21 protein-coding genes and 1 tRNA gene are annotated in these 22,360 nt (G+C 59.2%); 7 read left to right on the forward strand and 15 right to left on the reverse strand.

Annotated elements, in window-relative coordinates; genetic code table 11:
- Positions 1-254: 254 nt before the first annotated feature.
- A complete protein-coding gene (locus D8780_RS07530) occupies positions 255-2,207 on the reverse strand; it encodes a PhoX family protein (RefSeq protein WP_425373646.1) in 1,953 nt (650 codons plus the stop codon).
- Between the two features lie 217 nt (positions 2,208-2,424).
- On the opposite strand from D8780_RS07530, the gene D8780_RS07535 reads away from it, so the two are divergent.
- The gene (locus D8780_RS07535) at positions 2,425-3,312 is read left to right on the forward strand and encodes a DMT family transporter (protein WP_121645045.1); all 888 of its coding nucleotides are present in this window, start codon (positions 2,425-2,427) and stop codon (positions 3,310-3,312) included.
- On the opposite strand, the gene murI is transcribed toward D8780_RS07535, so the two are convergent.
- Positions 3,313-4,116, reverse strand: coding sequence for a glutamate racemase (gene murI / locus D8780_RS07540; RefSeq protein WP_121645046.1), 804 nt, complete (start codon positions 4,114-4,116; stop codon positions 3,313-3,315).
- Complete coding sequence (locus tag D8780_RS07545) at positions 4,113-4,892, reverse strand: RNA methyltransferase (protein WP_121645047.1); 780 nt, start codon at positions 4,890-4,892, stop codon at positions 4,113-4,115. The genes murI and D8780_RS07545 overlap by 4 nt, the downstream gene beginning before the upstream one ends.
- A gap of 80 nt (positions 4,893-4,972) precedes the next feature.
- Between D8780_RS07545 and D8780_RS07550 the strand changes: the two genes are divergently transcribed.
- A complete protein-coding gene (locus D8780_RS07550) occupies positions 4,973-5,254 on the forward strand; it encodes a hypothetical protein (protein WP_121645048.1) in 282 nt (93 codons plus the stop codon).
- On the opposite strand, the gene D8780_RS07555 is transcribed toward D8780_RS07550, so the two are convergent.
- Entirely contained in the window at positions 5,247-6,143 is an 897-nt protein-coding gene (locus D8780_RS07555) for an alpha/beta fold hydrolase (protein ID WP_121645049.1), read from the reverse strand. The genes D8780_RS07550 and D8780_RS07555 overlap by 8 nt on opposite strands.
- A gap of 143 nt (positions 6,144-6,286) precedes the next feature.
- Between D8780_RS07555 and D8780_RS07560 the strand changes: the two genes are divergently transcribed.
- Positions 6,287-7,501 carry an NADP-dependent isocitrate dehydrogenase gene (locus D8780_RS07560; protein ID WP_121645050.1) on the forward strand — a complete coding sequence of 405 codons (1,215 nt, stop codon included), beginning with the start codon at positions 6,287-6,289 and terminating at the stop codon, positions 7,499-7,501.
- A 183-nt stretch (positions 7,502-7,684) separates the two neighbouring features.
- Here D8780_RS07560 and D8780_RS07565 read toward each other — a convergent pair whose 3' ends face one another.
- From D8780_RS07565 to rpiA, 6 genes are all read right to left on the reverse strand, one after another.
- On the reverse strand, positions 7,685-8,038 hold the full coding sequence (locus tag D8780_RS07565; RefSeq protein WP_121645051.1) for a diacylglycerol kinase: 354 nt from the start codon (positions 8,036-8,038) through the stop codon (positions 7,685-7,687).
- A gap of 56 nt (positions 8,039-8,094) precedes the next feature.
- Positions 8,095-8,916, reverse strand: coding sequence for a DODA-type extradiol aromatic ring-opening family dioxygenase (locus tag D8780_RS07570; protein ID WP_121645052.1), 822 nt, complete (start codon positions 8,914-8,916; stop codon positions 8,095-8,097).
- Positions 8,917-9,063: 147 nt separating this feature from the next.
- Positions 9,064-10,746 (reverse strand): class II 3-deoxy-7-phosphoheptulonate synthase, encoded by a 1,683-nt coding sequence (locus D8780_RS07575; protein WP_158598461.1) that lies wholly within the window; start codon positions 10,744-10,746, stop codon positions 9,064-9,066.
- Positions 10,747-10,827: 81 nt separating this feature from the next.
- Positions 10,828-12,225: a glutathione-disulfide reductase gene (gor, locus tag D8780_RS07580; RefSeq protein ID WP_121645053.1), complete on the reverse strand. Its 1,398-nt coding sequence runs from the start codon at positions 12,223-12,225 to the stop codon at positions 10,828-10,830.
- A gap of 97 nt (positions 12,226-12,322) precedes the next feature.
- Complete coding sequence (locus tag D8780_RS07585) at positions 12,323-12,886, reverse strand: DUF2059 domain-containing protein (protein ID WP_158598462.1); 564 nt, start codon at positions 12,884-12,886, stop codon at positions 12,323-12,325.
- A 14-nt stretch (positions 12,887-12,900) separates the two neighbouring features.
- Positions 12,901-13,602, reverse strand: coding sequence for a ribose-5-phosphate isomerase RpiA (gene rpiA / locus D8780_RS07590; RefSeq protein WP_121645055.1), 702 nt, complete (start codon positions 13,600-13,602; stop codon positions 12,901-12,903).
- A 138-nt stretch (positions 13,603-13,740) separates the two neighbouring features.
- Here rpiA and D8780_RS07595 point away from each other — a divergent pair, with 138 nt between their 5' ends.
- Positions 13,741-14,424 (forward strand): HAD family hydrolase, encoded by a 684-nt coding sequence (locus D8780_RS07595; RefSeq protein ID WP_121645056.1) that lies wholly within the window; start codon positions 13,741-13,743, stop codon positions 14,422-14,424.
- A 377-nt stretch (positions 14,425-14,801) separates the two neighbouring features.
- Here the strand turns inward: D8780_RS07595 and D8780_RS07600 are convergent, their stop codons facing one another.
- Entirely contained in the window at positions 14,802-15,227 is a 426-nt protein-coding gene (locus tag D8780_RS07600; protein ID WP_121645057.1) for a VOC family protein, read from the reverse strand.
- 279 nt (positions 15,228-15,506) lie between these two features.
- Here D8780_RS07600 and D8780_RS07605 point away from each other — a divergent pair, with 279 nt between their 5' ends.
- Positions 15,507-15,971, forward strand: coding sequence for a MarR family winged helix-turn-helix transcriptional regulator (locus tag D8780_RS07605; protein WP_121645058.1), 465 nt, complete (start codon positions 15,507-15,509; stop codon positions 15,969-15,971).
- Positions 15,972-16,206: 235 nt separating this feature from the next.
- Here D8780_RS07605 and D8780_RS07610 read toward each other — a convergent pair.
- Positions 16,207-16,281: transfer RNA gene (locus tag D8780_RS07610), tRNA-Val, on the reverse strand.
- 122 nt (positions 16,282-16,403) lie between these two features.
- The gene (locus D8780_RS07615; RefSeq protein ID WP_147440296.1) at positions 16,404-18,443 is read right to left on the reverse strand and encodes a L,D-transpeptidase family protein; all 2,040 of its coding nucleotides are present in this window, start codon (positions 18,441-18,443) and stop codon (positions 16,404-16,406) included.
- A 251-nt stretch (positions 18,444-18,694) separates the two neighbouring features.
- Between D8780_RS07615 and D8780_RS07620 the strand changes: the two genes are divergently transcribed.
- On the forward strand, positions 18,695-20,314 hold the full coding sequence (locus D8780_RS07620) for a fumarate hydratase (protein ID WP_121645060.1): 1,620 nt from the start codon (positions 18,695-18,697) through the stop codon (positions 20,312-20,314).
- A gap of 314 nt (positions 20,315-20,628) precedes the next feature.
- Positions 20,629-21,246, forward strand: coding sequence for a L,D-transpeptidase (locus tag D8780_RS07625; RefSeq protein ID WP_245412290.1), 618 nt, complete (start codon positions 20,629-20,631; stop codon positions 21,244-21,246).
- Positions 21,247-21,325: 79 nt separating this feature from the next.
- Here D8780_RS07625 and D8780_RS07630 read toward each other — a convergent pair whose 3' ends face one another.
- The gene (locus D8780_RS07630) at positions 21,326-21,940 is read right to left on the reverse strand and encodes a pyridoxamine 5'-phosphate oxidase family protein (RefSeq protein ID WP_245412291.1); all 615 of its coding nucleotides are present in this window, start codon (positions 21,938-21,940) and stop codon (positions 21,326-21,328) included.
- Positions 21,937-22,287 (reverse strand): gamma-butyrobetaine hydroxylase family protein, encoded by a 351-nt coding sequence (locus D8780_RS07635; RefSeq protein ID WP_121645061.1) that lies wholly within the window; start codon positions 22,285-22,287, stop codon positions 21,937-21,939. The genes D8780_RS07630 and D8780_RS07635 overlap by 4 nt, the downstream gene beginning before the upstream one ends.
- Positions 22,288-22,360: the final 73 nt, after the last annotated feature.

The following is a 22,360-nucleotide window of genomic DNA, read 5'->3' on the forward strand; positions in this document are numbered from 1 at the left end:
TGTTTCTCGCCGGATGGAAACCGGATCACGTCGCCCGGCGATATCGTTTCGACCGGTCGCCCTCGCGTTGGACACAGCCACAGCAGAGTAATCCCGCAACGGCTGAGATCCGCTCCGCTTGATTTCCATCATGGCCTCCTTTGGCGCAACTGGAGAGATTAGATGGTGCGGGCGACATGGAAGTCATCCTCTGAACGAAAGAGGCGCACATGGATAAGCTCCACGCGCGCCCCGTACTGCATCTTGAAACGGGATCAGACGCCGATCTTGCCGCCATCCTGCTTGGTGATCACCACCACGGAGGGGCGAACCGGAAGATCATCGCTGAAGTCCGGCCAACGCGTCGCCGGCTTTTCAAAGGTCGCCAGACCGGCGTCTCCCGGGTGCTGCACAGCGAGGAAGAGCGTCTCCCCATTGGGCGTAAAGACAGGGCCGCACATTTCCGCACCCACCGGGCAGCGGAAGAACAGTTTCGACGTCGCGCGATCCTCGCCTTCCGTTCCAACGGCCCAGAGACCATCGGTCCGGCCCGTCTTCTCCTCGCTGTTGCCATCCGTCGAGACCCACAGGCGTCCGTCGGCATCGACTGCGGCGTTGTCCGGCATCCCGAACCAGCCATTCTCGCTGGTTGCCGGAGAGAAGGTCGCACCCACCTCGGCAATGGATGGATCACCACATTTCAGCAGGATTTCCCACGTCGATTTGGTGGAGGCGAAATCGCCGTCGGTCTCGGTGATTTCGATGATATGCCCGAACGCATTGTCCGCACGTGGGTTGGCCGGATTGGTGTCGCCCTCCTCACGTTTGGTATTGTTGGTAAGCATGACATAGACCTTGCCGGTCTCGGTGTTCGGCTGCACATCTTCGGGGCGGTCCATCTTCGTCGCGCCAAGAAGGTCAGCCGCGCGACGCGTTTCCACCAGAACATCGGCCTGGCTTTCGAAGCCATTTTCAGAGGTCAGCGGCCCCTCGCCATGAACGAGCGGCATCCATTCGACGGTGCCGTCCTCGTCGAATCGAGCAACGTGCAAGGTGCCCTCGTCAAGAAGGTCCATATTCGCCTGCCGGTTGTCATCATCGATCGTGCCGCTGGTCACGAACTTGTAGACGTAATCGAACCGCTCATCGTCACCGGAGTACGAGACAGCGCGGCCATCCTTGTTGCGGATCGTCTCGCAGCCTTCGTGCTTGTACCGGCCAAGCGCGGTACGTTTCTTCGGTATCGCGTTGGGATCCATCGGGTCGACTTCGACGATCCAGCCGAAGCGATTCGGCTCGTTCGGCTCTTTCGACAGGTCGAACCGATCGTGGAACTTGCCCCAATTGTACCAACCGCCTGGAACGCCCATACGTTCGTAATTGGCAGCTTCCTTGTGATCGGCGGGCAGTTCGCCAAGAAAATAACCGTGGGTATTTTCCTCGGCCATGAGGTAGGTGCCCCATGGCGTCACGCCACCGGCGCAATTGTTCAGTGTACCGAAGACCTTGCGGCCGGTTTCGTCTGCACTGGTCTGCAGCCGGGGATGACCTGCAGCCGGGCCTGAAATCTCCATCGGCGTATTGACGCTGATGCGACGGTTCATCTCGCCGTCACGAACCGGCGACCAGGAACCGTCGGCCCCTTTCTGAATCTCGATGATGGTGCCGCCATGCGCCGCCATCTCGATGTCGACCATATCCTTGGTCCATTCGTCGATGACGATTTCGTCATCACGCTCCACAGCCGCACCCGGGAACATGAGCTCCGGATTGGTGTATTCATGATTCACGACCAGCAGACCGCGGTCATCGCTGCCGTCCAGCGGGATGAAGCCGACATAGTCATTGTTGTAGCCAAACTGCTTTTCCTGCGCGGCAGGCGTTTGATTTTTCGGATCAAACTCCGGTGCATCGGCCAGGACCGGGTCGCCCCAGCGCAACAGGATATTGGCATTGTAGCCCGGCGCGACACGGTGATTTTCGTCGCTGCCTGCCGCGATCTCCTCAAATGAGAAGGCGCTGGCTTTCTCTTGGGCATGCGCCTCGTCGGCTGCCATCAGCGCGAGTGGGCTGACCGTGACCGCGATGGCGCTGGTCGCCAGGGTGCCCTGAAGAAATCCGCGGCGCGAATAGCGGCGATTGATGATATCGCCCATCGTCGGATTGTCGGCAGCATTGCGCCCCACATCTTCGGTAGCTTCCCGTTTCTCGGTCGGTGTCTGGATCATTTTCGACATTTTCGGCTCCCCATTCTTCAAGAAGGTATTGCGTCCGAATGCCGACTACATCAGCCGCATGACACAGCTGTAACAGCCGGTCACCGATTTCGGACTCCACTGCATTTTCAGACAGGGGACCAGCGCTCTTGAATCCGGCTGGACTTCCGCTCCCTGCTAAATCAGAAGGGCGGCTGCCGACTGCCCGCCCCCGAAGAAAGAGCGCTTCATGATCTACGAACTGGCCGCACTATGCGCCGCATTATGCTGGGCGTTTGCGGGCATCATTTCGCACGGCCCCTCCACGAAGCTTGGCGCCGTTGCGTTCGTTCGCCTGCGGCTCGTGATCGTTTCAGTGCTTTTCGCGTTCTGGGTGGCTTTCACAGGCTCGTGGTCGACCCTGTCGGCAGAAGCGACGGGCGGTCTTGTCATTTCAGGTCTTGTCGGCATCTTTCTGGGGGACTGGGCGCTTTTCGCGACAATGAACCGTCTTGGACCGAGGCTGACCGCCATTCTGTTTTCGCTCAACGCGCCGATGGCGGTCATTCTCGGATGGTTGGTTCTGGACGAACGGCTGAAGCCCATTTCCATGTTCGCGATCGGCCTGACGCTGGTGGGCGTGATCCTGGCCGTCTTCTTCGGAAGGCGGGCTTCCCAGCGGCACATATTCGAAACCACCCAAGGACGTCTGGACGTTGGCATCGCACTCGGTCTGACTGCTGCGTTCTGTCAGGCCGCCGCGTCGCTGATCGCGCGGCCCGTCATGGCCGCAGGACCGGATCCGGTCGCTGCTTCACTCGTTCGACTCGCAACGGGCGCGATCGCGCTCAGCCTGCTGATGATATTTGTGCGATCCACCCGTCAAAAAGCCCCGCTCGACCGCAGCACGATCATCGTCGTCGTCATATCCGCGCTTCTCGCCATGGCACTTGGGATGACTCTCGTTCTGTTCGCGCTTGTCGGTGGAGAAGTGGGTATCGTCTCTACGTTGACGGCGACGACGCCGGTTCTCATCCTGCCCTTGCTCTGGATCACAACCCACGAACGACCGGCAGCGGGCGCATTTGCCGGCGCCGTGCTGGTCGTCATAGGCACGGCACTTCTTTTCAACCGCTGACTATTTTCGGACGGGTCCAACGGCGAAGCCGAAGCCCTGCGCCAGCCGGCACAGTTCGGGTGGTGTCCGGCCCGACGTGAAGACCGCAAGATCCGGCAAATCAGAATGATTGTTCGGCTGCATATCGGTGATCAGGCTGAGCGCGCGGCGAGCGATGGCCTCTGATGTATCGATCCAGTCGACCGGCCATGGCGCCACCTTGCGCATCCGGTTGACCAGAAATGGATAATGCGTGCAGGCCAGCACGACGATGTCCGTTCGCTGACCGTCCTGCTCGACAAAGCACTGCGCGATTTCCTTGCCAACGGCGCCCTCATCGACAAAGCCGTTGCGCATGTAGTGTTCAGCCAGAGCCGCCAGTTTCTCACTGCCGACAAGACGCACATGCACGCGCGCCGCATAACGGTCGATCAGATCGCGCGTATATTGCCGCTTCACCGTTCCCGGTGTTGCGAGAACCGAGACGAGACCGGAAACGGTGCGCTCCGCGGCCGGTTTGATGGCCGGGACGGTGCCGACAAAGGCCTGATCGGGAAAGGCATCGCGCAAGGCAGCGATAGCGAGGGTCGAGGCTGTATTGCAGGCGATGACGATCAGATCGGGCCGATGCTCTGCGATCAGTTGGCCGAACAGTTCGATCATCCGCTCCAGAAGAGCCACCTCCTCCCACGCGCCATAGGGAAAGGCAGCGTCATCCGCGACATAGATCGAACGATACTCCGGCAGCAGGATCCGCGCTTCTTTGACAACTGAAAGGCCGCCAATGCCGCTGTCAAAGTAGAGAATCGTTCCCTTTGACCTCACTTGTCGTTGCCCTCGGATGGCGCGCCACGCGGTCGAAAGCGGTCAAGCGCCGTGAACACGCCGCGAAGAACGGCGATCTCGTCAGCCGAAAAGCCAGGTCGCGTGAGAACGGCGCGAAGGTTTTCCATCATCTTCGGTTTTTTCTGTTCGGTCCGGAAATAGCCGCGCTGATCAAGCGCAGGCTCGAGCCAATCGAACATGGCGTTCAGAACTTGTTTCTCGGCCGGGCGCCTATCAGGCGCTGAGAAATTCGGTCGGTCACTGCGACCGCGCGCCAATTCATAGGCCATCAAGAGAACGGCCTGGGCGATGTTGAGGGAAGCGAAAGCCGGATCGACGGGGAACGTCACGATAGCATCGGCCTGCCCGACCTCTTCATTGTTCAGGCCCCAGCGCTCGCGTCCGAACAGAATGCCGCTTCGTGAGCCGCCCTCGCCGAGCCCGGCGATCTTCTGGCAGGCCTCGACCGGTCCGAGCACCTCCTTGTGCCCATCGCGTTGACGCGCCGTGGTCGCCAGCACGAAATTCAGATCGGCAATCGCGCTGGGGAGGTCGTCGAAAACCCGTGCGGCATCGATCACGTGATCGGCCTTTGAAGCTGTCGCGCGAGCACGTTCGTTCGGCCATCCATCCCGGGGGGTAACGAGGCGCAGATCGGCGAGGCCGAAATTGGCCATGGCACGGGCCACCATGCCTATATTGTCGCCAAGCTGGGGCTCGACGAGAATGATGGCGGGTTTGAACGACGCGTTATCGCCTGCCGCGTTCTCGGCCATGCTGTTTCTCCTTTTAGGGAATTAGCCGATACATTACCTCACGGCGCACGCAAAGACGTCGTTATGGTTCCGAAGCAAGCATGGGTATCGAAGGGCGTTTCCTCGACCGCTTTCACCGTCTTCCGAACGGCTATTGCCTCGGTCGATACCAAGGTCGCCGCTGGGGTGTCACCAAGAAAGCGGCGAAAGACGAACGACGTTTCTGGCTTTATGCAGAGGAACTCGGCGGTTCGGACTTCGTCAGCCTCAATCTCTATCGTGGCAGCCAAGGCCGTTTCTACCTGCGCCCCTGCGAGATGGCGGAAGCGAAGGTCAGACGGTTCGTTCTCGGATTTCATCCTGAACCGCACCGGATCAGCTAGGCTCCTTCAGGAAAGCCCTCATTAATTCTGCGACCTTTTGCGGCTTTTCGTGAAGGACCCAATGACCGGCGCCCGGGATAAACACCTTACGCAGATCATCGACATGATCTTCCAACCCCTTGAGAACCGACGGGCGTAGCGCCGTATCCTCCTCCCCCCAGATCACGAGATGCGGCATCGTCACCTGAACCAGTGAGTCATCGAGGTTCAAAAGCGGCGCGTCTTCCACTCCGTCTTCGTCGTTCGGCACGATAATGGGTGATGCACGATACCAGTTCAGCATGGCGGTCAGTGCACCGGGCTGACTCCATGCTTCCTTGTAGGACTGCCGCTTTTCATCGGAAAGAAAGGGGCAGGCCGAAAAATCCGCCATCATCGAGAGCAATCGCTCATAGTCGTTTTCGGTCAGGCGCTCTTCGGCATCCTCCGCCTTCAGCTTTGCAATATAGCTGCTCGCGCGCCGCTGCTTTTCGTCATGAAAGATCGCCTGTTGAAAAGTCACCGGATGGGGCCCGTTCACGATGACGAGGCGCTCGATCAGTTCGGGTTTCGAAAAGGCCATGGCATAGGCGACGGAGGCGCCCCAGTCGTGCCCGGCCAGAAAGAAGGTCTCACCGGGCGCGACAGACTCCATCAAGGCGAACATGTCCGCAGCCAAATGACGGGTGCGATAGGATTGGACACCCTGTGGCTTTTCCGTCTGGCCATAGCCCCGCTGATCGGGGCGAATAATACGAAAGTCCTTATTCAGGATCGAGGCGATATCGGACCAGCCTGCGCGATATTCCGGAAAGCCGTGAAGACACAGAAGAAGCGGCGCGTTTTCCGGACCGTCCGCCTCGTAAGCGATCTCGATCCCATTTGCCTCGACGCTTTGCACCTCTGTCATATCTCTATCCTTCAACCGGTTTCAGGGCACAGCACGCGGACAGAAGCCTTCCGAAGTCTATGCACTCGCGTGGATGGCTGCTATGGGGCCATCACAAACGGCCAGTAGGCCCAGGACAGCGATAGATAGAGGGATCGAAACTGATGGCGAAGATCAAGGTGGACAATCCGGTCGTCGAGCTCGACGGCGATGAGATGACGCGGATCATCTGGCAGTTCATCAAGGAAAAGCTCATTCATCCATATCTGGATATCGACCTGCTCTACTACGACCTGGGCGTCGAGAAGCGCGACGAGACGGACGACCAGATCACGATCGATGCAGCCAATGCGATCAAGGAGCACGGCGTCGGCGTCAAATGCGCCACGATCACGCCTGACGAAGGCCGTGTCGAGGAGTTCGGCCTCAAGAAGATGTGGCGTTCGCCGAACGGTACGATCCGCAACATTCTGGGCGGTGTCATCTTCCGCGAGCCGATCATCTGCAAGAACGTACCGCGTCTGGTTCCGGGTTGGACCGAGCCGGTCATCGTCGGCCGTCACGCCTTCGGCGATCAGTACCGCGCGACCGACTTCAAGTTTCCCGGCGCCGGCAAGCTGACGATCAAGTTCGTCGGCGAAGATGGCACCGAAATCGAACACGAGGTGTTCGACGCGCCGTCCTCCGGCATTGCCATGGCGATGTACAATCTGGACGACTCGATCCGCGACTTCGCACGCGCTTCGCTCAACTATGGCCTGCAGCGCGGCTATCCGGTCTACCTTTCCACCAAGAATACGATCCTCAAGGCCTATGATGGTCGCTTCAAGGATATCTTCCAGGAGGTCTACGAGACCGAATTCGAGGACCAGTTCAAGGAAGCCGGCATCACCTATGAGCATCGTCTGATCGACGACATGGTTGCCGCCAATCTGAAATGGTCGGGCGGATATATCTGGGCCTGTAAGAACTATGATGGCGATGTGCAGTCCGATACGGTGGCGCAGGGCTTCGGTTCGCTCGGCCTGATGACATCGGTTCTCATGACGCCGGATGGCAAGACCGTCGAGGCCGAAGCCGCACACGGCACCGTGACGCGCCACTACCGCCAGCACCAGCAGGGTCAGGAAACGTCGACCAACTCGATTGCTTCGATCTTTGCCTGGACGCGTGGCCTGAAGCACCGTGCCAAGCTCGACGGCAATGATGAGCTGAACAATTTCGCCGAGACGCTGGAAAAGGTCTGCGTTTCCACCGTCGAAAGCGGCTTCATGACCAAGGACCTAGCGCTTCTGATCGGGCCGGATCAGCCTTGGCTCTCGACCACGGGCTTCCTCGACAAGATCGACGAGAACCTTCAGAAGGCAATGAGCAAATAAGCTCCTGCCGGAATTGAACGAAATCGAACAAGCGGCGCTTCCGGGCGCCGCTTTTTTTAATCCTGATTGCGGTTCATCGCACAGGCTTGGCTCTCAACTCAAATTTCGACGAAAATGAACCGTCCCTAAGGACCGGTACAGCGCCGTTTCAGCGCCTCGATCTTCACATTCATGCCTGTCGACCTAGTAGCCGACCCACCAGTCGATAACCGCAAGGCCCCATGTCCAGATCGCGATAATGGAGGCGATCAGCACCGCTAACGAGCCGCAATCCTTTGCCACTTTGATCTGCTCGTGAAAGCTTGTCGAAAGGGCGTCGCACGCCTTTTCGATGCCGGTATTAAGCGCCTCGACGAGCATCAGGATCAGGATGACGGAGATGAGCAGGGCGTATCCGCGCCAATCTTCTGAAATGGGAAGCGCCACGAAAAGCGCGACCACGAGAAGAAAGCACTCCTGCCGGAACGCCTTCTCATGCGTTGCAAGAAACAGAAACCCGTCTACCGAGTTCCAGAAGGCATCGACCAACCGCTTCATGAGGCGCCCCAAACGTCATTGTGCAGCGCCGGGATACAAGAAGCCTCTTCTGTTGGCTAGTCGAAGCGGTAGACGTCGAAGGAGAGAACGCCTCCTACACGGGAATGATGAATCCGCCGACCGTCACTCTTCTCCCCCGCCGCGCCATGGGCAAAGAAGATCGGCATGAGATGCTCGTCGGTCGGATGATTGTCGGCGACGAAGGGCGCCTTCTCTTTCCATTCCAGGAGAGCTCCACCACCCTTCTTTTCGACGGCGTCGGCAAACCAGTCCGTGAACGCGTCGATGCGTTCGGTAAATTCACGCGGTACCGCTTTCCCGGTTCTCATTTCGCTGAAGACAGCGCGCAGATTGTGCGTGATGTGGCCGGAACCAACGAGCAGAACGCCCTCCTCCCGCAATGGTGCGAGCGCCTTGCCGATGCTGTGATGCCATGCCGCATCACGCGAGGGGTCGATCGAAATCTGAACGATCGGAATGTCGGCTTCCGGATAGATCAGCCGCATCATGGTCCACGTGCCATGATCGTAACCTCGCTGAGGTATGCGCGTTGGGGTAAGCCCCTGCTCATCCAACATCGTGAACACACGCTCGGCCAGTGCTGCTTCTCCGCGCGCCGGATAGACCATCTCAAACAACTCGGCGGGGAAACCGCGACCGAAATCATAGATCATGCCTGGCTCGGGATCGGTCACGACCGAGACACCGCTCGTCTCGAAATGCGCACTCATGATCACCACAGCTTTCGGCCTAGGCAGCTCCGCCGCAAGGTTCTCATAGAAATGTTTGGCCGGCGTATCGTCGAGCATCACATTCGGGCCGCCATGGGAAAGAAAAAGCGTGGGCATGGAATGTGTTTCGGTTGTCAAATGAGACATGGGATTTCTCCTTGTCTCGCTAAGATGAGGGACAGCGAGGAATGAGAAAATCCCTCCTGCAAGGACAGATCATCGCCGTTTTGTGAACGAAAAAACCCGCCCCGTTCACAGACGGGGCGGGTTTGAAGTTGGCAGGCGCTCTGGAGGTCAGCCAGCTGCCGCCGTCTTCTGCTGCTGTTCCTGATTCTTCCGCAGCAATTCCGCAACCATGAAAGCCAGTTCGAGCGCTTGCTCGGCATTCAGGCGCGGGTCGCAGTGGGTGTGATAGCGGCTGCCGAGATCGGCTTCGCCAATGGCACGGGCCCCGCCCATGCACTCGGTCACATCCTTGCCCGTCATTTCTACGTGAACACCGCCGGGATAGGTCCCCTCGGCACGGTGGATGTCGAAGAAGGACTGGACTTCCCGCGTGATCCGCTCGAACGGTCGCGTCTTGTAGCTGCCGGCAGAAATGGTGTTGCCGTGCATCGGATCGCAGGACCAGACCACGGTCCGCCCTTCCTGCTCGACCCGGCGGATCAGGCGCGGCAGATGTTCGCCCACCTTGTCGCTGCCGAAACGGCCGATCAGGGTCAGACGCCCGGGTTCATCCTCCGGGTTGAGGCGGTCAATCAGACGAATGAGATCGTCTTCGTCCATCGAGGGGCCGCACTTCAAACCGATCGGGTTCTTCACCCCGCGGCAAAATTCGATATGCGCATGATCGTATTGGCGTGTCCGGTCGCCGATCCAGATCATGTGACCCGAAGTGGCATAGTAGTCGTTCGAGGTGGAATCGATCCGCGTCAGCGCCTCTTCATAGCCGAGCAGCAGCGCTTCGTGGCTGGTATACATATCGGTCTCGCGGAGGCGGCGATAATTATCCGAATTGATGCCGATTGCCGACATGAAGTCCATGGTCTCGGAAATGCGTGCGGCAAGCGCCTCGTAGCGATTGCGCTGCGGGCTGTCGGATACGAAACCGAGCATCCATTTGTGCACATTCTCCAGGCTGGCATAACCGCCTTGGGCAAAAGCACGCAGCAGGTTCAGCGTAGCGGCTGCCTGCCGGTAGGCCATCTCCTGGCGCATCGGATCGGGAATACGCGAAGCTTCATCGAAATCGATGCCGTTGATAATATCGCCGCGATAGGACGGAAGCTCTACACCATCCTTGCTTTCCATATCGGAAGAGCGTGGCTTGGCGAACTGCCCTGCAATGCGCCCGACCTTCACCACCGGCTTCCCACCCGCGAAGGTCAGCACAACCGACATCTGGAGAAACGCGCGGAAGAAGTCCCGAATGTTGTCGGCGCCATGCTCGGCAAAGCTCTCGGCGCAATCGCCACCCTGAAGAAGAAAAGCACGACCCGCAGCAACGTCCGCAAGCTTCTCGCGCAGAGAACGCACTTCGCCGGCGAAAACCAAAGGCGGAAAGGAACTGAGGCGCTCCTCGACTTCTTTCAGAACGCTCGCATCGGGATAGGCGGGGACCTGCTTGATCGGCTTCTCGCGCCAGGATGACGGCGACCACGGTTCTGCGTTCACGTGACGGCCCTCCTTCTTTGAATCTGTCTTGTGAGTATTATCGACCGCAATACGGGGACGCAGCGGTGCATGGCTCGGATCGGCGAATGCCGAATGAGGCGGAATGGCCAGCGCGGCTTCGTCTGCGAGACCACGGATCTTCACAGCCGCAATTGTCTCGAAAGGACGATCAGCCTCTGATTCCATTCGGTTAACCGTTGGCTGGGAAACACCCGTGCGACGCGCAAGTTCGCTCTGGCTCAAATCCAGCATCGCGCGGATATAGCGAATCTGGCGCCCGGTCAGGCTCGGAATATCGACCATGAAGTGCCTCCAATCGGTTCGAGGCACCCCTATTCTACTCTACAATTCTATTCAACCCGAAAAACGAAATGAATAGAAAATTCATGCCGAGACGCGTTCACCGTCTCGGATGCGGTAGCTGGGCTCATACATCGTCACGATTTCCTCGGCAGCAGACGGGTGAAGCGCCATGGTGGAATCGAAGTCAGCTTTTGTCAGGCCGGCCTTCACCGCTATGGCCAGGATTTGCGCCAATTCACCAGCGTCCGGTCCAAGAATATGTGCGCCCAGCACACGATCGCTTTCGGCATCGACGACGATCTTGATCATCATCCGCTCATCCCGCTGCGCCAGGGTATTGCGCATCGGCCTGAAGGATGACTTGTAAATGTCGAGATCGTCGAACTCCTCACAGGCATCATCCTCGGAGAGCCCGACCGTTCCGATCTCAGGCTGCGAGAAGACCGCTGTCGGAATGCAGCCATAATCAGGCTTTGTGGGATTGTCGTGATAAAGCGTCTGAATGAGGCACATCGCCTCGTGAATGGCGACCGGCGTCAGCTGAACCCGATCCGTCACATCTCCCAAGGCCCAAACGTTCTCGACATTGGTACGTGAAAACTCGTCGACGCAGATCGCGCCCTTTTGATCGGTCTCAACTCCGGCCGCATCCAATCCGAGAGCCTCGGTATTGGGCTCGCGACCGATCGCCATCATCACCTGGTCGAATGCGAGCGCCTCATCCGCATTGTGAAGGCACGCATCGATGCGGCCGTCCTCGCGTTTCTCCAGCTTGCGCAGATTGTCACGAGTGATGATGCGAATGCCCTTGCGCGCCATCGCGTCATGCAGCCCGCGGCGAATATCGCGATCAAAACGACCGAGAATTTCCACGCCGCGATAAAGCAATGTCGTCTCGACGCCGAGGCCATGAAAGATATTGGCGAACTCGACAGCGATATACCCTCCGCCATAGATGAGGATCGATTTCGGTAGCGTCTCGAGGTGGAAAGCATCGTTGCTGTCGATTGCGAGATCGAAGCCCGGCAGCGCGATGTGCTCGCTCGGCCTGCTGCCGGTCGCCACGACGATCTGGTCCGCTGTCACGACCATGTCCTGGCATGAGAGGCGAAGCGTGTGCGCATCTTCCAGAACCGCGCGACCGCAGAAAATGTCGACATCGGCCTTTTCGAGACCGTCATTATAGAGGCTTTCTAGTCGGTCGATTTCGGCATCTTTGTTTTGGATGAGCGTCTGCCAGTCGAAGGAGCTTTTTCCAACGGTCCAACCGTAACCTGCGGCGTCTTCAAAATGCTCGTGGAACTGGCTGGCATAAACGAAGAGCTTCTTCGGGACACAACCGCGAATAACACACGTGCCGCCAAGACGATATTCCTCCGCAATCGCCACCTTCTTTCCGAGTTCGCCGGCGCGTCGGGCCGCGCGTACTCCGGCGGAACCTCCACCGATGACGAACAGATCATAATCGTAACGCTGCATAGGAATTCACCAATCTTTGGAGCGGTATGCCGAAAAAAGAAACCGGCGCGAAAACTGGTTCCGCGCCGGGCAAAATCAAGCAGTCGGCTGTCGACGGTCAGTTTGCAGCCGGCTCTTCAGGCTCTGCACTTTCGTCGGAAGCCGCGTCCTCGGCAGGCTGGCCCTGGCCTTGACTTGCGACTTCTTCAACACGGCTCTGCACCGCGGTAGCAAGATCCTTGCGAAAGCCCTCACGCCAGATTTCGGCGGCGCGGCCAACTTCCCGATACATGATTTCCTGCTCGTTCAGCATCTTCTGGCCGACATCGGTGGAAAAGAAATCTGCGAGCTGGCGGAGCTCTTCTTCCGTGAAGGCCTTCGCATAGATCAGCGCCGCTTCACCCTTGAACGCCTGGAAGCGGTCGGCGAGGTTGAGCGCCTCTTCCTGAACGATCTCATTCACCTGATCGGCCAGGTTGGGATAGGCCACGACGATCTGCGATTCGATGGCGAGCGCATCCTTGATCGGATAGTCGGCGAACATGTCTGTGACGTGAATGGCATCGATCAGCCGCAACGCCTGCTCTTTCTGCGCGTCGGTAACGGTCTGCGCAAAGGCGGAGCCGGTCAGCATCATACCAAGCGCGGCCATTCCAAACATTACCCTGCGAAATGTTGGCATCAAATACTCCATCATTATACGGCGAGCGGCGTAAACCGTTTCACTCCCTCAGAACTGGCAATCACGGCCAGAACTGCAACATCGAGAAAAAGACCATGCTCGACGACACCCGCAATGTCGTGCAGCGATCTGGATAGCGCTCTTGAATCCGGAATGCGGCCAAATGATGCATCGACGATGAGATGGCCGCCATCGGTCACGAATGGATCGTCCTCTCCACCCCTTAAAGACAAGGTTCCGGATAATCCGAGAGACTTGGCCACCTCTTCAATCGCCAGTCGAGTCGCTTCAAGCCCGAACCGGTTGACTTCAATCGGCAGTGGAAAACGGCCCAGCGTGTCGACCATCTTGCTTTCATCGGCAATGACGATCATCCGCTGACTGGCCTTGGCGACGATCTTCTCGCGCAGCAGAGCGCCACCGCCTCCCTTGATGAGGCCAAGCGAAGGGTCGATCTCATCTGCGCCATCAATGGTCAGATCGAGCGCCGGCGTTTCCTTCAGCGTCGACAAGGGCACGCCAAGTTTCTCACAGAGCGCCGCGGTACGTTCGGAGGTCGGAACGCCGATGATTGAAAGGCCGTCGGCCACGCGCTCCGCCAGAAGATGGATGAAGGCCTCCGCCGTGGAACCGGTGCCAATTCCGAGCTTCATTCCGCTCTGGACTTCCGAAAGAGCGTCTCGAGCCGCTTCTGTTTTCAGCGCTACAGCATCCATTCCTGCATTCCGCCTTATTGATCCCGGCTGCTCGCTTAACAGCTTTACCCCAAGCGTCAAAGCCCCGGCTTGACCTGAAGATGTTCAACGGCAAGGAAAGCGCTTGCCGATCTGCGGCGACATCCAAAGGAGACCGATTTGCGACCAACGCTTGTTTTCGATCTGGACGGCACGCTCGTCGATACCGCCCCGGATCTGGTCGACTCGCTGAACGAGTGCCTTGTCTCTCGTGGGCTCTCTCCCGCAGAGGAGAAGGACATCCGCCACCTTGCGGGGCATGGCGCTCGAGTCATGATTCAACGCGCATTCGAAGCGCAAGGCAAGCTCGACGATCTAACCGACGATGCCCTGAATGCACTCCTTGAGCGCTTTATCGGTCATTACGAAGCCAATATTCCGGGGCGCAGCAAGCCCTTTCCGGGCGCGGTAGAATCGATGAAGCGCTTTGCTGACGAAGGCTGGACGCTGGCAGTCTGCACCAACAAGTTCGAATCTCTGGCTACCCATCTCCTGGAGGGTCTCGGGATCCGAACGGCCTTCGCGACCGTATCAGGCTCAGACACCTTTGCCTTCCGCAAGCCCGATCCACGCCATCTAACGGAGACGATTGCCGCGAGCGGCGGTGATCCGAAACACAGCCTCATGCTCGGCGACTCGCGAACCGACATTGCGACGGCCAAGGCTGCCGCAATCCCTGTCGTGGCTGTCAGTTTTGGCTATAGCGACGTCCCAATCGCCGAGCTTCAGCCGGAGCGCATCATCGATCATTTCGATGAACTGACGATCGCCATGGCCGACGAATTGCTGACACCAAAGCAATAGCGAGTAGAAGGTGGCAGGAGTCACAAAGTCCTGCCTCTCGGGCGGGGAAATATCGTCTGAAAGCAGGGTGGCGAAATCTCGGCACGGAACCGAGATTGCCTTTTTCGTCAGAAAGGTTTGCCTCTCACGGCCCGCCTGGCGCTCGCCAGCGGCAGAAGCTGCCGTTCAGGCAGCGCGCGGCGAACGGCCGGAAGGAGCCCTTCCAGTTCATCGCTGTGCGAGGAAGCTAGGTCCGCTCCGGGTGGTAAAGCTCTCGGTCTGCTTTTGAGCTACCGCGCTGAAAGCAGACCTTTGATGTTCGGTGCCGTCTTCCTCGCGCACATCGGCCAAGAAGTTCCACAGGGACGGTTGGGCGCAGAGGTATCGAGACGTGCAGCTCAGACTCTGGACTGGAGGAGTTCGATCACATTGCTCCAGGGGTCCACCACGAAGGCAACCCGAACCTTCCAATCATCATTGTCGGTGGGCTCCAGCGTGACCGTCACGCCGCGATCTCGCAGCGTCTCGACGGCCGTATCGACGTCGTCGACCCACAGGCCGAGATGATGCCAGCCGTGTGCGCCGAAGCTTGTGTAGAGGTCGTCACTCTGAGCCCCGCCCTCTGCGCCTGGACCGGACACGAGTTCAATCCGGAAGGTTGGATCGCCAGCCAGCGCCATCTCGGTGAAAGTCATGCCCATGAGGTCGAACGCCCTCGTTTCGTGCATGTCCAGTTTTTCCCGGTACCACTTCACTGCGGCATCGCGCTCGGCGACGCGCAGTCCGACATGGGCTCCTCGAAGTGTTTTCAGAACGTTGGTCATGGTCTTTCCTTTCAGGTGTCGCGCTGGACTGAGCGCGTGGTGGCAGAAGCTGCCATCGGCTGCGTCCAGCTGATCCGTTCCAAACGCTCCGTAGGAGCATCCCCTCCGGATTACCCAGCGTACGATCCAGCCGCGAAGGTTCGGTTTGGTAGAGGGTGAGACCCATAGTCCCGCGCTCGACTAGCTTGGCAACATGCTGTCAACACATCGGATGTTGACAGCATGCTGTCAAGTCTAGAAGTTTGCTCCAACGTCTTCCGAACTGGAGTATCTCTGCCGATGTCGTCCGATCCGATAACCCGGCTCATCCTCGCGATCATGCGCGCCAACAGCCGTCTGATCTTGAGAGGGGACCAGTTGACGGCGCCGATCGGGCTGACGAGTGCGCGCTGGCAGGTCTTGGGAAGCGTGGCGGAGGTGGACTCGGCGCGGACGGTCTCGGAACTGGCACGGGGTCTCGGCGTCTCGCGACAGGGCGTACAGCGGATCTGCGGCGAACTGGTCGCGGAGGGAACCCTCGCCTATCAGCCGAACCCCTGCCACAAGCGTGCGCAGCTCGTCGTCTTCACCACAGAAGGGCGCCGCCTGTACGACCGCGCGCTGGCTGTGCAGGCTCCTTGGGCGCGATCGCTGGCCGAAAACCTGACGCCCGAGCAGATCGAAACCGCCACGATTGCCCTCGGCGTCCTGACAAGCCGCTTGGAGGAAGAGTTGCAGGGTGTCAGAGCAACGGTTGTCGAATGACCTTGTCTTCGGTCTGAAGCGATGTCCGCTTCAGACATCGGTTAGCGAACTGCTTAACGTCGTACGAGAGGCGGGACCGGACATGACTACGCCCGGCGGAAGCGGCGGCTTCGTCCGCATTGCGGCCGCTCGCGCCAGCCGCAGCGAAGGTCCGCTTCGGCTTAGGCCGCCCGGTCAGAGGTAATGCTTCTGACGAAAAAGGCAGAACTATGTGGTGCTGTTCAGAAGGCTGGAATGGTGGGCGGTACTGGGATTGAACCAGTGACCCCTCGCGTGTGAAGCGAGTGCTCTCCCGCTGAGCTAACCGCCCGTCATGACCCGGCGTTGCGAAGCGCCGTCCAGACCGCGCGTCCTATAAGGTGGGCTTGTTCATTTCGTCAAGCGTTGAGACAGCCGAAATGACGATCCAGGCTGTCTCGAACTTTTCCGGCTTCAGATGGCCCGTGTCTCGCTCACTTTCTGCAGCGACTCCAACAGATGCTCGTCGCGACCGTACACATCGTCGAACATATTCACGCGACCGCTTTTGTCGGGCCACGCCGTGAAGTAACCGAGATAGACCGGTATCTTCGCAGTCACCTTTTCCCGCTCCGCATTACCTGCCGAAGCAAGGCGCGAGTCGATCGTCAGCCGGTCGGTGCCAAGCACCTTGGCCGCCATCAGGCGCGGATCGGAGAGCCGGACGCAGCCATGGGAGTAGGCACGGTTCGAGCGCGAGAAGAGATGCTTCGAAGGCGTGTCATGCATGTATATATTGTGGCTGTTCGGAAAGAGGATCTTCAGTTCGCCGAGGGCGTTTGACGCCCCCGGCTTCTGGCGAACGCCCACATTCAGGCTGGAGGCCGACGCCCACCAGTTCACCGATGATGACGATACGGCGCGGCCGCCTTGGACGACTTCATAACCCTTGCGGTCGAAATAGCTGGGATCGGCGCGCAGCTTACCGAGATATTCATTGATGATGATCGAGCGCGGAAGCCCCCAATAAGGTCGGAAGACGACCGTTTCGATCTCGTCATAGAAGAAATTGGTCTGGTTCGTCTTCGTGCCGACAACGACGGCCATCTGCGTGTCTTCGACACCGCTTTCGTAATAGCGGGCGACATATTCCGGCTGGTTGATGAAGACGCGCCGTTCCCCCAGTTCGCGCGGTAGCCAGCGCATCCGCTCGAGAGCCAGTTCGATCTTTTCCATCTTTTCGGCCGGGCTGTCCGGCACGAGACCAGCGATGGTCCGCGGGCCGATAACACCATCCTGGCTCAGCCCTTCACTCTTCTGAAGAGCCTTGATGAGGGGCACCAGTTCCGGCGCATAGGTATCGCCACGATGCGCAGTAAGGACGTCGCGATATTCAGCCAGAACATCCGCCGGCGCCGTGGCTTCGACGATGGTCAGAAAATCGGCAAAACGCGGATCGGTCTCACCCGCCTTCCAAAGAACGCGTCCCTCGATCCGTGGCAGAGAAGAGGACTTGCCCCGCACTGCCGCCAATTCATCCAGCAGCATACGATAGGCCGGATCCTTCGGGGCGAAAGCCCGGCTTGCCGTGGCGACCGACTGGCCGTCTGCAACCGCATTCAAAAGTGAGACACCGTCGAAAGGCTGCCGTGGCAGATCATGGAAACCGGAGAGCTTGTTGGCGTCCAACCGGCCCTTGGCCAGGTCCCGGGCATAACGAAGAAGGCGTGCCGACAAGGCCATCTCGAAGCGGATCGCGAGATCACGCGCGCTCTGCCCGCTCCGCTCCGGATCGACAGAGCCGGTGGTCTCGCCACTCGGCGACAAGGGAACTTCGGTTCCTTTTGCGCCATTCGAAGCGGCAACCGGTATCGCCAGAGAGCGGGCTACGACCGGCTCGCTCCGCGGAACAGGCGTTCCCAGGCTGTAATCGGATGCACGAAGTCCGTCATCTTCCGCCGACTGGAGGAAAGCGAGCGCAGCGCGGGCCTGTTCGTTCGGCTTCAAGCCGTCCAGCCAGAGGGGCTCGAACCGGTTTGCATAAAACGTCGTCAACGCCTCGGCGACATCGGCCTCAGCCTTGAGGGTAAAGCTCTCCAGACGGGGCAGCATCGAAAGATAGAGGCCGCTTGCGACCATCTCGGAACGCTCGGGGCGGATCGACTTCAGCGAGGAGAAATCGACGGTCGTCAGACCCTCGGCGGTGAAAGCCTTGAATGTCGGAGGCGCGACCTTCTTGATCGGCGCTGCCGCTCTTTTGGGCTGCGATTGCTGGGTCGACCGACGAATGACCCGCCGCTCCGGCTGGCGGCGGATGACGCGCCGTTCAACGCGCGGGCGCACCACGCGTCGATCTTCGCCAGCCCGGAAAATACGACGAAAAACGCCAGGCAGTCCGCCTTCGGAAGCGAGGTGGACCTGCGCCTGCTGGGCGTAACTCGGGCCCACGGGCATGGCGACCCCGGCACTGAGGGCGAGGATTGCGAGCATCGTCAGTGAAGGTCGGCGAAGCAAAATCTGTTCTCCCTCTATCGACCGGCACACATCACCGGTTCGAGGTATACGTCACGAACGCAGTGACGGTTCCTTTGATTCATTATCGTGATCCTACCGGATCGGGACGGAATCACGAATGCTCTGGCAGCTTCATCCGAAAATGGTTTCCAAGTCGTGTCATTCCGGCAACCCTCAGGCCGATTGGCATTTGTCCGTCATGCCGCTAAAGACCAGCCCCACGAGCTGTTTATGATAATTTCGAGGTTCCCATGGCCCAATCCGCAGTGACCGAGATATTCCCGCTTTCCAGTGACGAGACGCCCTGGAGAAAAATATCCAGCGATCATGTTTCGGTCGATACGTTTCGCGGCGAAGAGATCCTGACGGTCGAACCGGAGGCTCTGCGGCTTCTTTCCGAAGCGGCTTTTTCCGATATCAACCATCTGCTGCGCCCCGGACATCTGGCGCAGCTGCGGAAGATCCTCGAGGATCCCGAGGCGACGGAAAACGATCGCTTTGTCGCATACGACCTCTTGAAGAATGCCAACATCGCCGCAGGCGGAATCCTGCCGATGTGCCAGGACACCGGGACCGCCATCGTCATGGCAAAGAAGGGCCGGCGCGTATGGACGAAAGGCGGCGATTCCGAAGCGCTCGGAAAGGGCGTATTGGATGCCTACGAGAAGAAGAACCTGCGCTATAGCCAGCTTGCACCACTGAAGATGTTCGAGGAGAAGAACACCCGCAACAATCTTCCCGCACAGATCGATATCTATGAAGAAGGCGAGGATGCCTACAAGTTCCTCTTCGTTGCGAAGGGCGGCGGTTCGGCCAACAAGACCTTTCTCTATCAGGGAACCCCTTCCCTGCTGACGCATGACAGGATGATCGACTTTCTGAAGGAGAAGATCCTGACGCTCGGCACGGCTGCGTGTCCGCCCTATCACCTCGCCATTGTCATCGGCGGCACAAGTGCCGAGATGAACCTGAAGACGGTGAAACTGGCCTCGACGCGATATCTGGACGAATTGCCGACGGAAGGCTCCGAAGCTGGCCACGCGTTTCGTGACCTGGAAATGGAAGCCGAAGTTCACAAGCTCACGCAACAAATGGGTGTCGGTGCCCAGTTTGGCGGCAAATATTTCTGTCACGATGTGAGGGTTGTCCGCCTTCCGCGTCACGGCGCATCTCTGCCGATCGGAATTGGCGTCTCGTGCTCCGCCGATCGCCAGGCCAAGGGCAAGATCACCAAGGACGGAATTTTCGTCGAAGCACTGGAGCGTGACCCTGGCAAATATCTGCCGGAGATCGAGGACAGCCATCTCGGCGGCGATGTCGTCCAGATCGACCTCAACCAGCCGATGAGTCAGATTCTCAAGACGCTCTCGCAATACCCGGTAAAGACTCGCCTTTCGCTCACCGGCCCGATCATCGTTGCGCGTGACATCGCCCATGCGAAGATACGGGCGCGGCTCGAAGCCGGAGAAGAGATGCCGGCCTATTTCAAGGATCATCCTGTCTACTACGCCGGCCCTGCCAAGACGCCGGAGGGCTATGCTTCCGGCTCATTCGGACCGACGACAGCCGGGCGTATGGATTCCTATGTGGACCAATTCCAGAGCTTCGGAGGGTCGATGGTCATGCTGGCCAAGGGCAACCGCTCGGCTCAGGTCCGGCAAGCCTGCGAGCGCCATGGCGGCTTCTATCTCGGCTCGATCGGCGGCCCCGCCGCCCGGCTCGCGCAGGACTGCATCAAGAGTGTCGAGGTCGTCGAATATCCCGAACTCGGCATGGAGGCGATCTGGAAGATCGAGGTCGAGGATTTCCCCGCCTTCATTGTGATCGACGACAAGGGCAACGATTTCTTCAAGGAGCTCAATCTCAGCTAATAGGGGAACGGCTGATCGATGATGACAGCGTCACCTGTTGCGCGGCTATCGCTATAAAGGCGCTGGTGACCGCCAGTTTATCGGCGGACGAGATTGCGGCGTGTCACCATACCGCGGGAGCTTCGCCGTCTGGCGCGAGCGGGCTGCCGGTCGAAAATGCCAAAGGAGAAATCTAGACCATCGGTCTATGGCGGATTTGCCACGCTCGCCGCACGGAGTCCAAAAATCACGCAAATTTGATCGGCCTGTTATTTGACCCTTTACGAACTGACCTGAAGGTTGCGGTCCATGTCGAATTAGAGGACCACCCGCTCATGAAGATCTTCCGCACCGCTTCGGCCATGATTCTGGCCCTTGGCCTAGCACTCCCCCTCGGCGCGACAGCCACCAAACCGGCTATGGCTGAAAGCTCGTTCGCCAAGTTTCTCCGAGGCGGGCGAGAGCCGATCCGGCACGGTAACTACCGGTCGGACAAGAGCCCTGTCCCCCGCAAGACGGTCCGCTTCGATCAATATCCGCCCAATACGATCTTCATCGATACGGCAGAGCGGCGGCTTTACTATACGATCGGCAATGGCAAGGCGATCCGCTATGGCGTCGGTGTCGGCCGCGACGGGTTCCGCTGGTCCGGCTCTCACAAGATCACCCGTAAGGCGGAATGGCCGGGCTGGACCCCGCCGGCAGTGATGCGCGCCCGCGTAAAGCGCCAGACGGGAAAGACCCTGCCGGCTTACGTGCCCGGCGGCGAAGACAACCCGCTCGGCGCGCGCGCCCTCTATATCGGCTCCACCATCTACCGGATTCACGGCACCAATCAGCCATGGACGATCGGCAAGGCCATGAGCTCCGGGTGCATTCGGATGGCCAATGAAGACGTTATCGACCTTTATCAGCGTGCCAACGTCGGCACTCGGGTCGTCGTCCGGCAGTAAATTCTGCCAGACCCGAAATGAGGACCAGCCTTTGTGTGAGTGGGCGGCTCCGGCCGCCCACCAACGTTTGGGAACTCATTCAGTCCAATGTACGGGCCGCACGTTGCGGCCACTGCCGATCATACGCCGCACCACCCAGCTCGTTATCGCTTGCCTCGGCGAGAATTTCGCCGGCCGTCGGAAGGCTTTCGGCCAGAGCGTGATGCTCGGGGTTCCAAAGGTCGGCGCGCATGACGGCGCGGGCGCATTGGAAGTAGACGCTGTCGATCGATATCACGATTGCGCTTCGCGGCATCTTTCCGTTCAGGGCAAGCGATTCCAACAGCTCCGCATCGATGGTGACGATGGCCCGCCCATTGACCCGGAGTGTCGTGCCTGATCCCGGGATGAGAAAGAGCAGCGCGACGCGGGGGTCCGCGACGATATTGCGCAGGGTATCGATGCGATTGTTGCCACGGCGATCCGGGATGATGAGCGTCCGCTCGTCGGCGATCGTTACTGCGCCGCCCCTTTCGCCACGGGGCGAACAATCCAGCCCGTCCGGCCCCGCGCTCGCCAGTGCGAAAAACGGAGATGCTTCGATGAGGGCGCGGTAGGAAGCTATGAGGTGGTCGGTTTCCTTTACCAGCGACGCAGGAACCGGCTCCCCATAGATCGTGTTAAGAGTCTCGTCGTCGATCGGTGTCCACTTCAACGGCTTAACCCCTTCTGATCGAGTTCATCCAGATAAGCTGCCCACCGCTTTTCCTTCGCATTCGCCAGATCGGCGAAAAAGGTCCAGGTGTAAAGACCGCTATCGTGCATATCGTCGAATCCGATACGCACCGCATAATTGCCGACAGGCTTGACCGACAGGATCATGACCTCGCGCTTGCCGGCCTGAATTTTGCGTTGGTCGGGCGTGTGTCCCTGCACTTCGGCGGAGGGACTGAACACCCGCAGCATCTCCGCGGGAAACTCGTTGCTTGTCCCGTCGGGCCAGTCGACAGTCAACGCCTTCCGATCGGTTGAAACGCGGATCCCCCTTGGAGCTGTAACCACAAGACTGTCCTTCCAAACTGGTTGCAGGGCGGCGGAAAGTAGCCATATTAAGTGTGTACGGCAAAGGGGAATT

The sequence above is a fragment of the Notoacmeibacter ruber genome (assembly GCF_003668555.1).
Taxonomy (GTDB): domain Bacteria; phylum Pseudomonadota; class Alphaproteobacteria; order Rhizobiales; family Rhizobiaceae; genus Notoacmeibacter; species Notoacmeibacter ruber.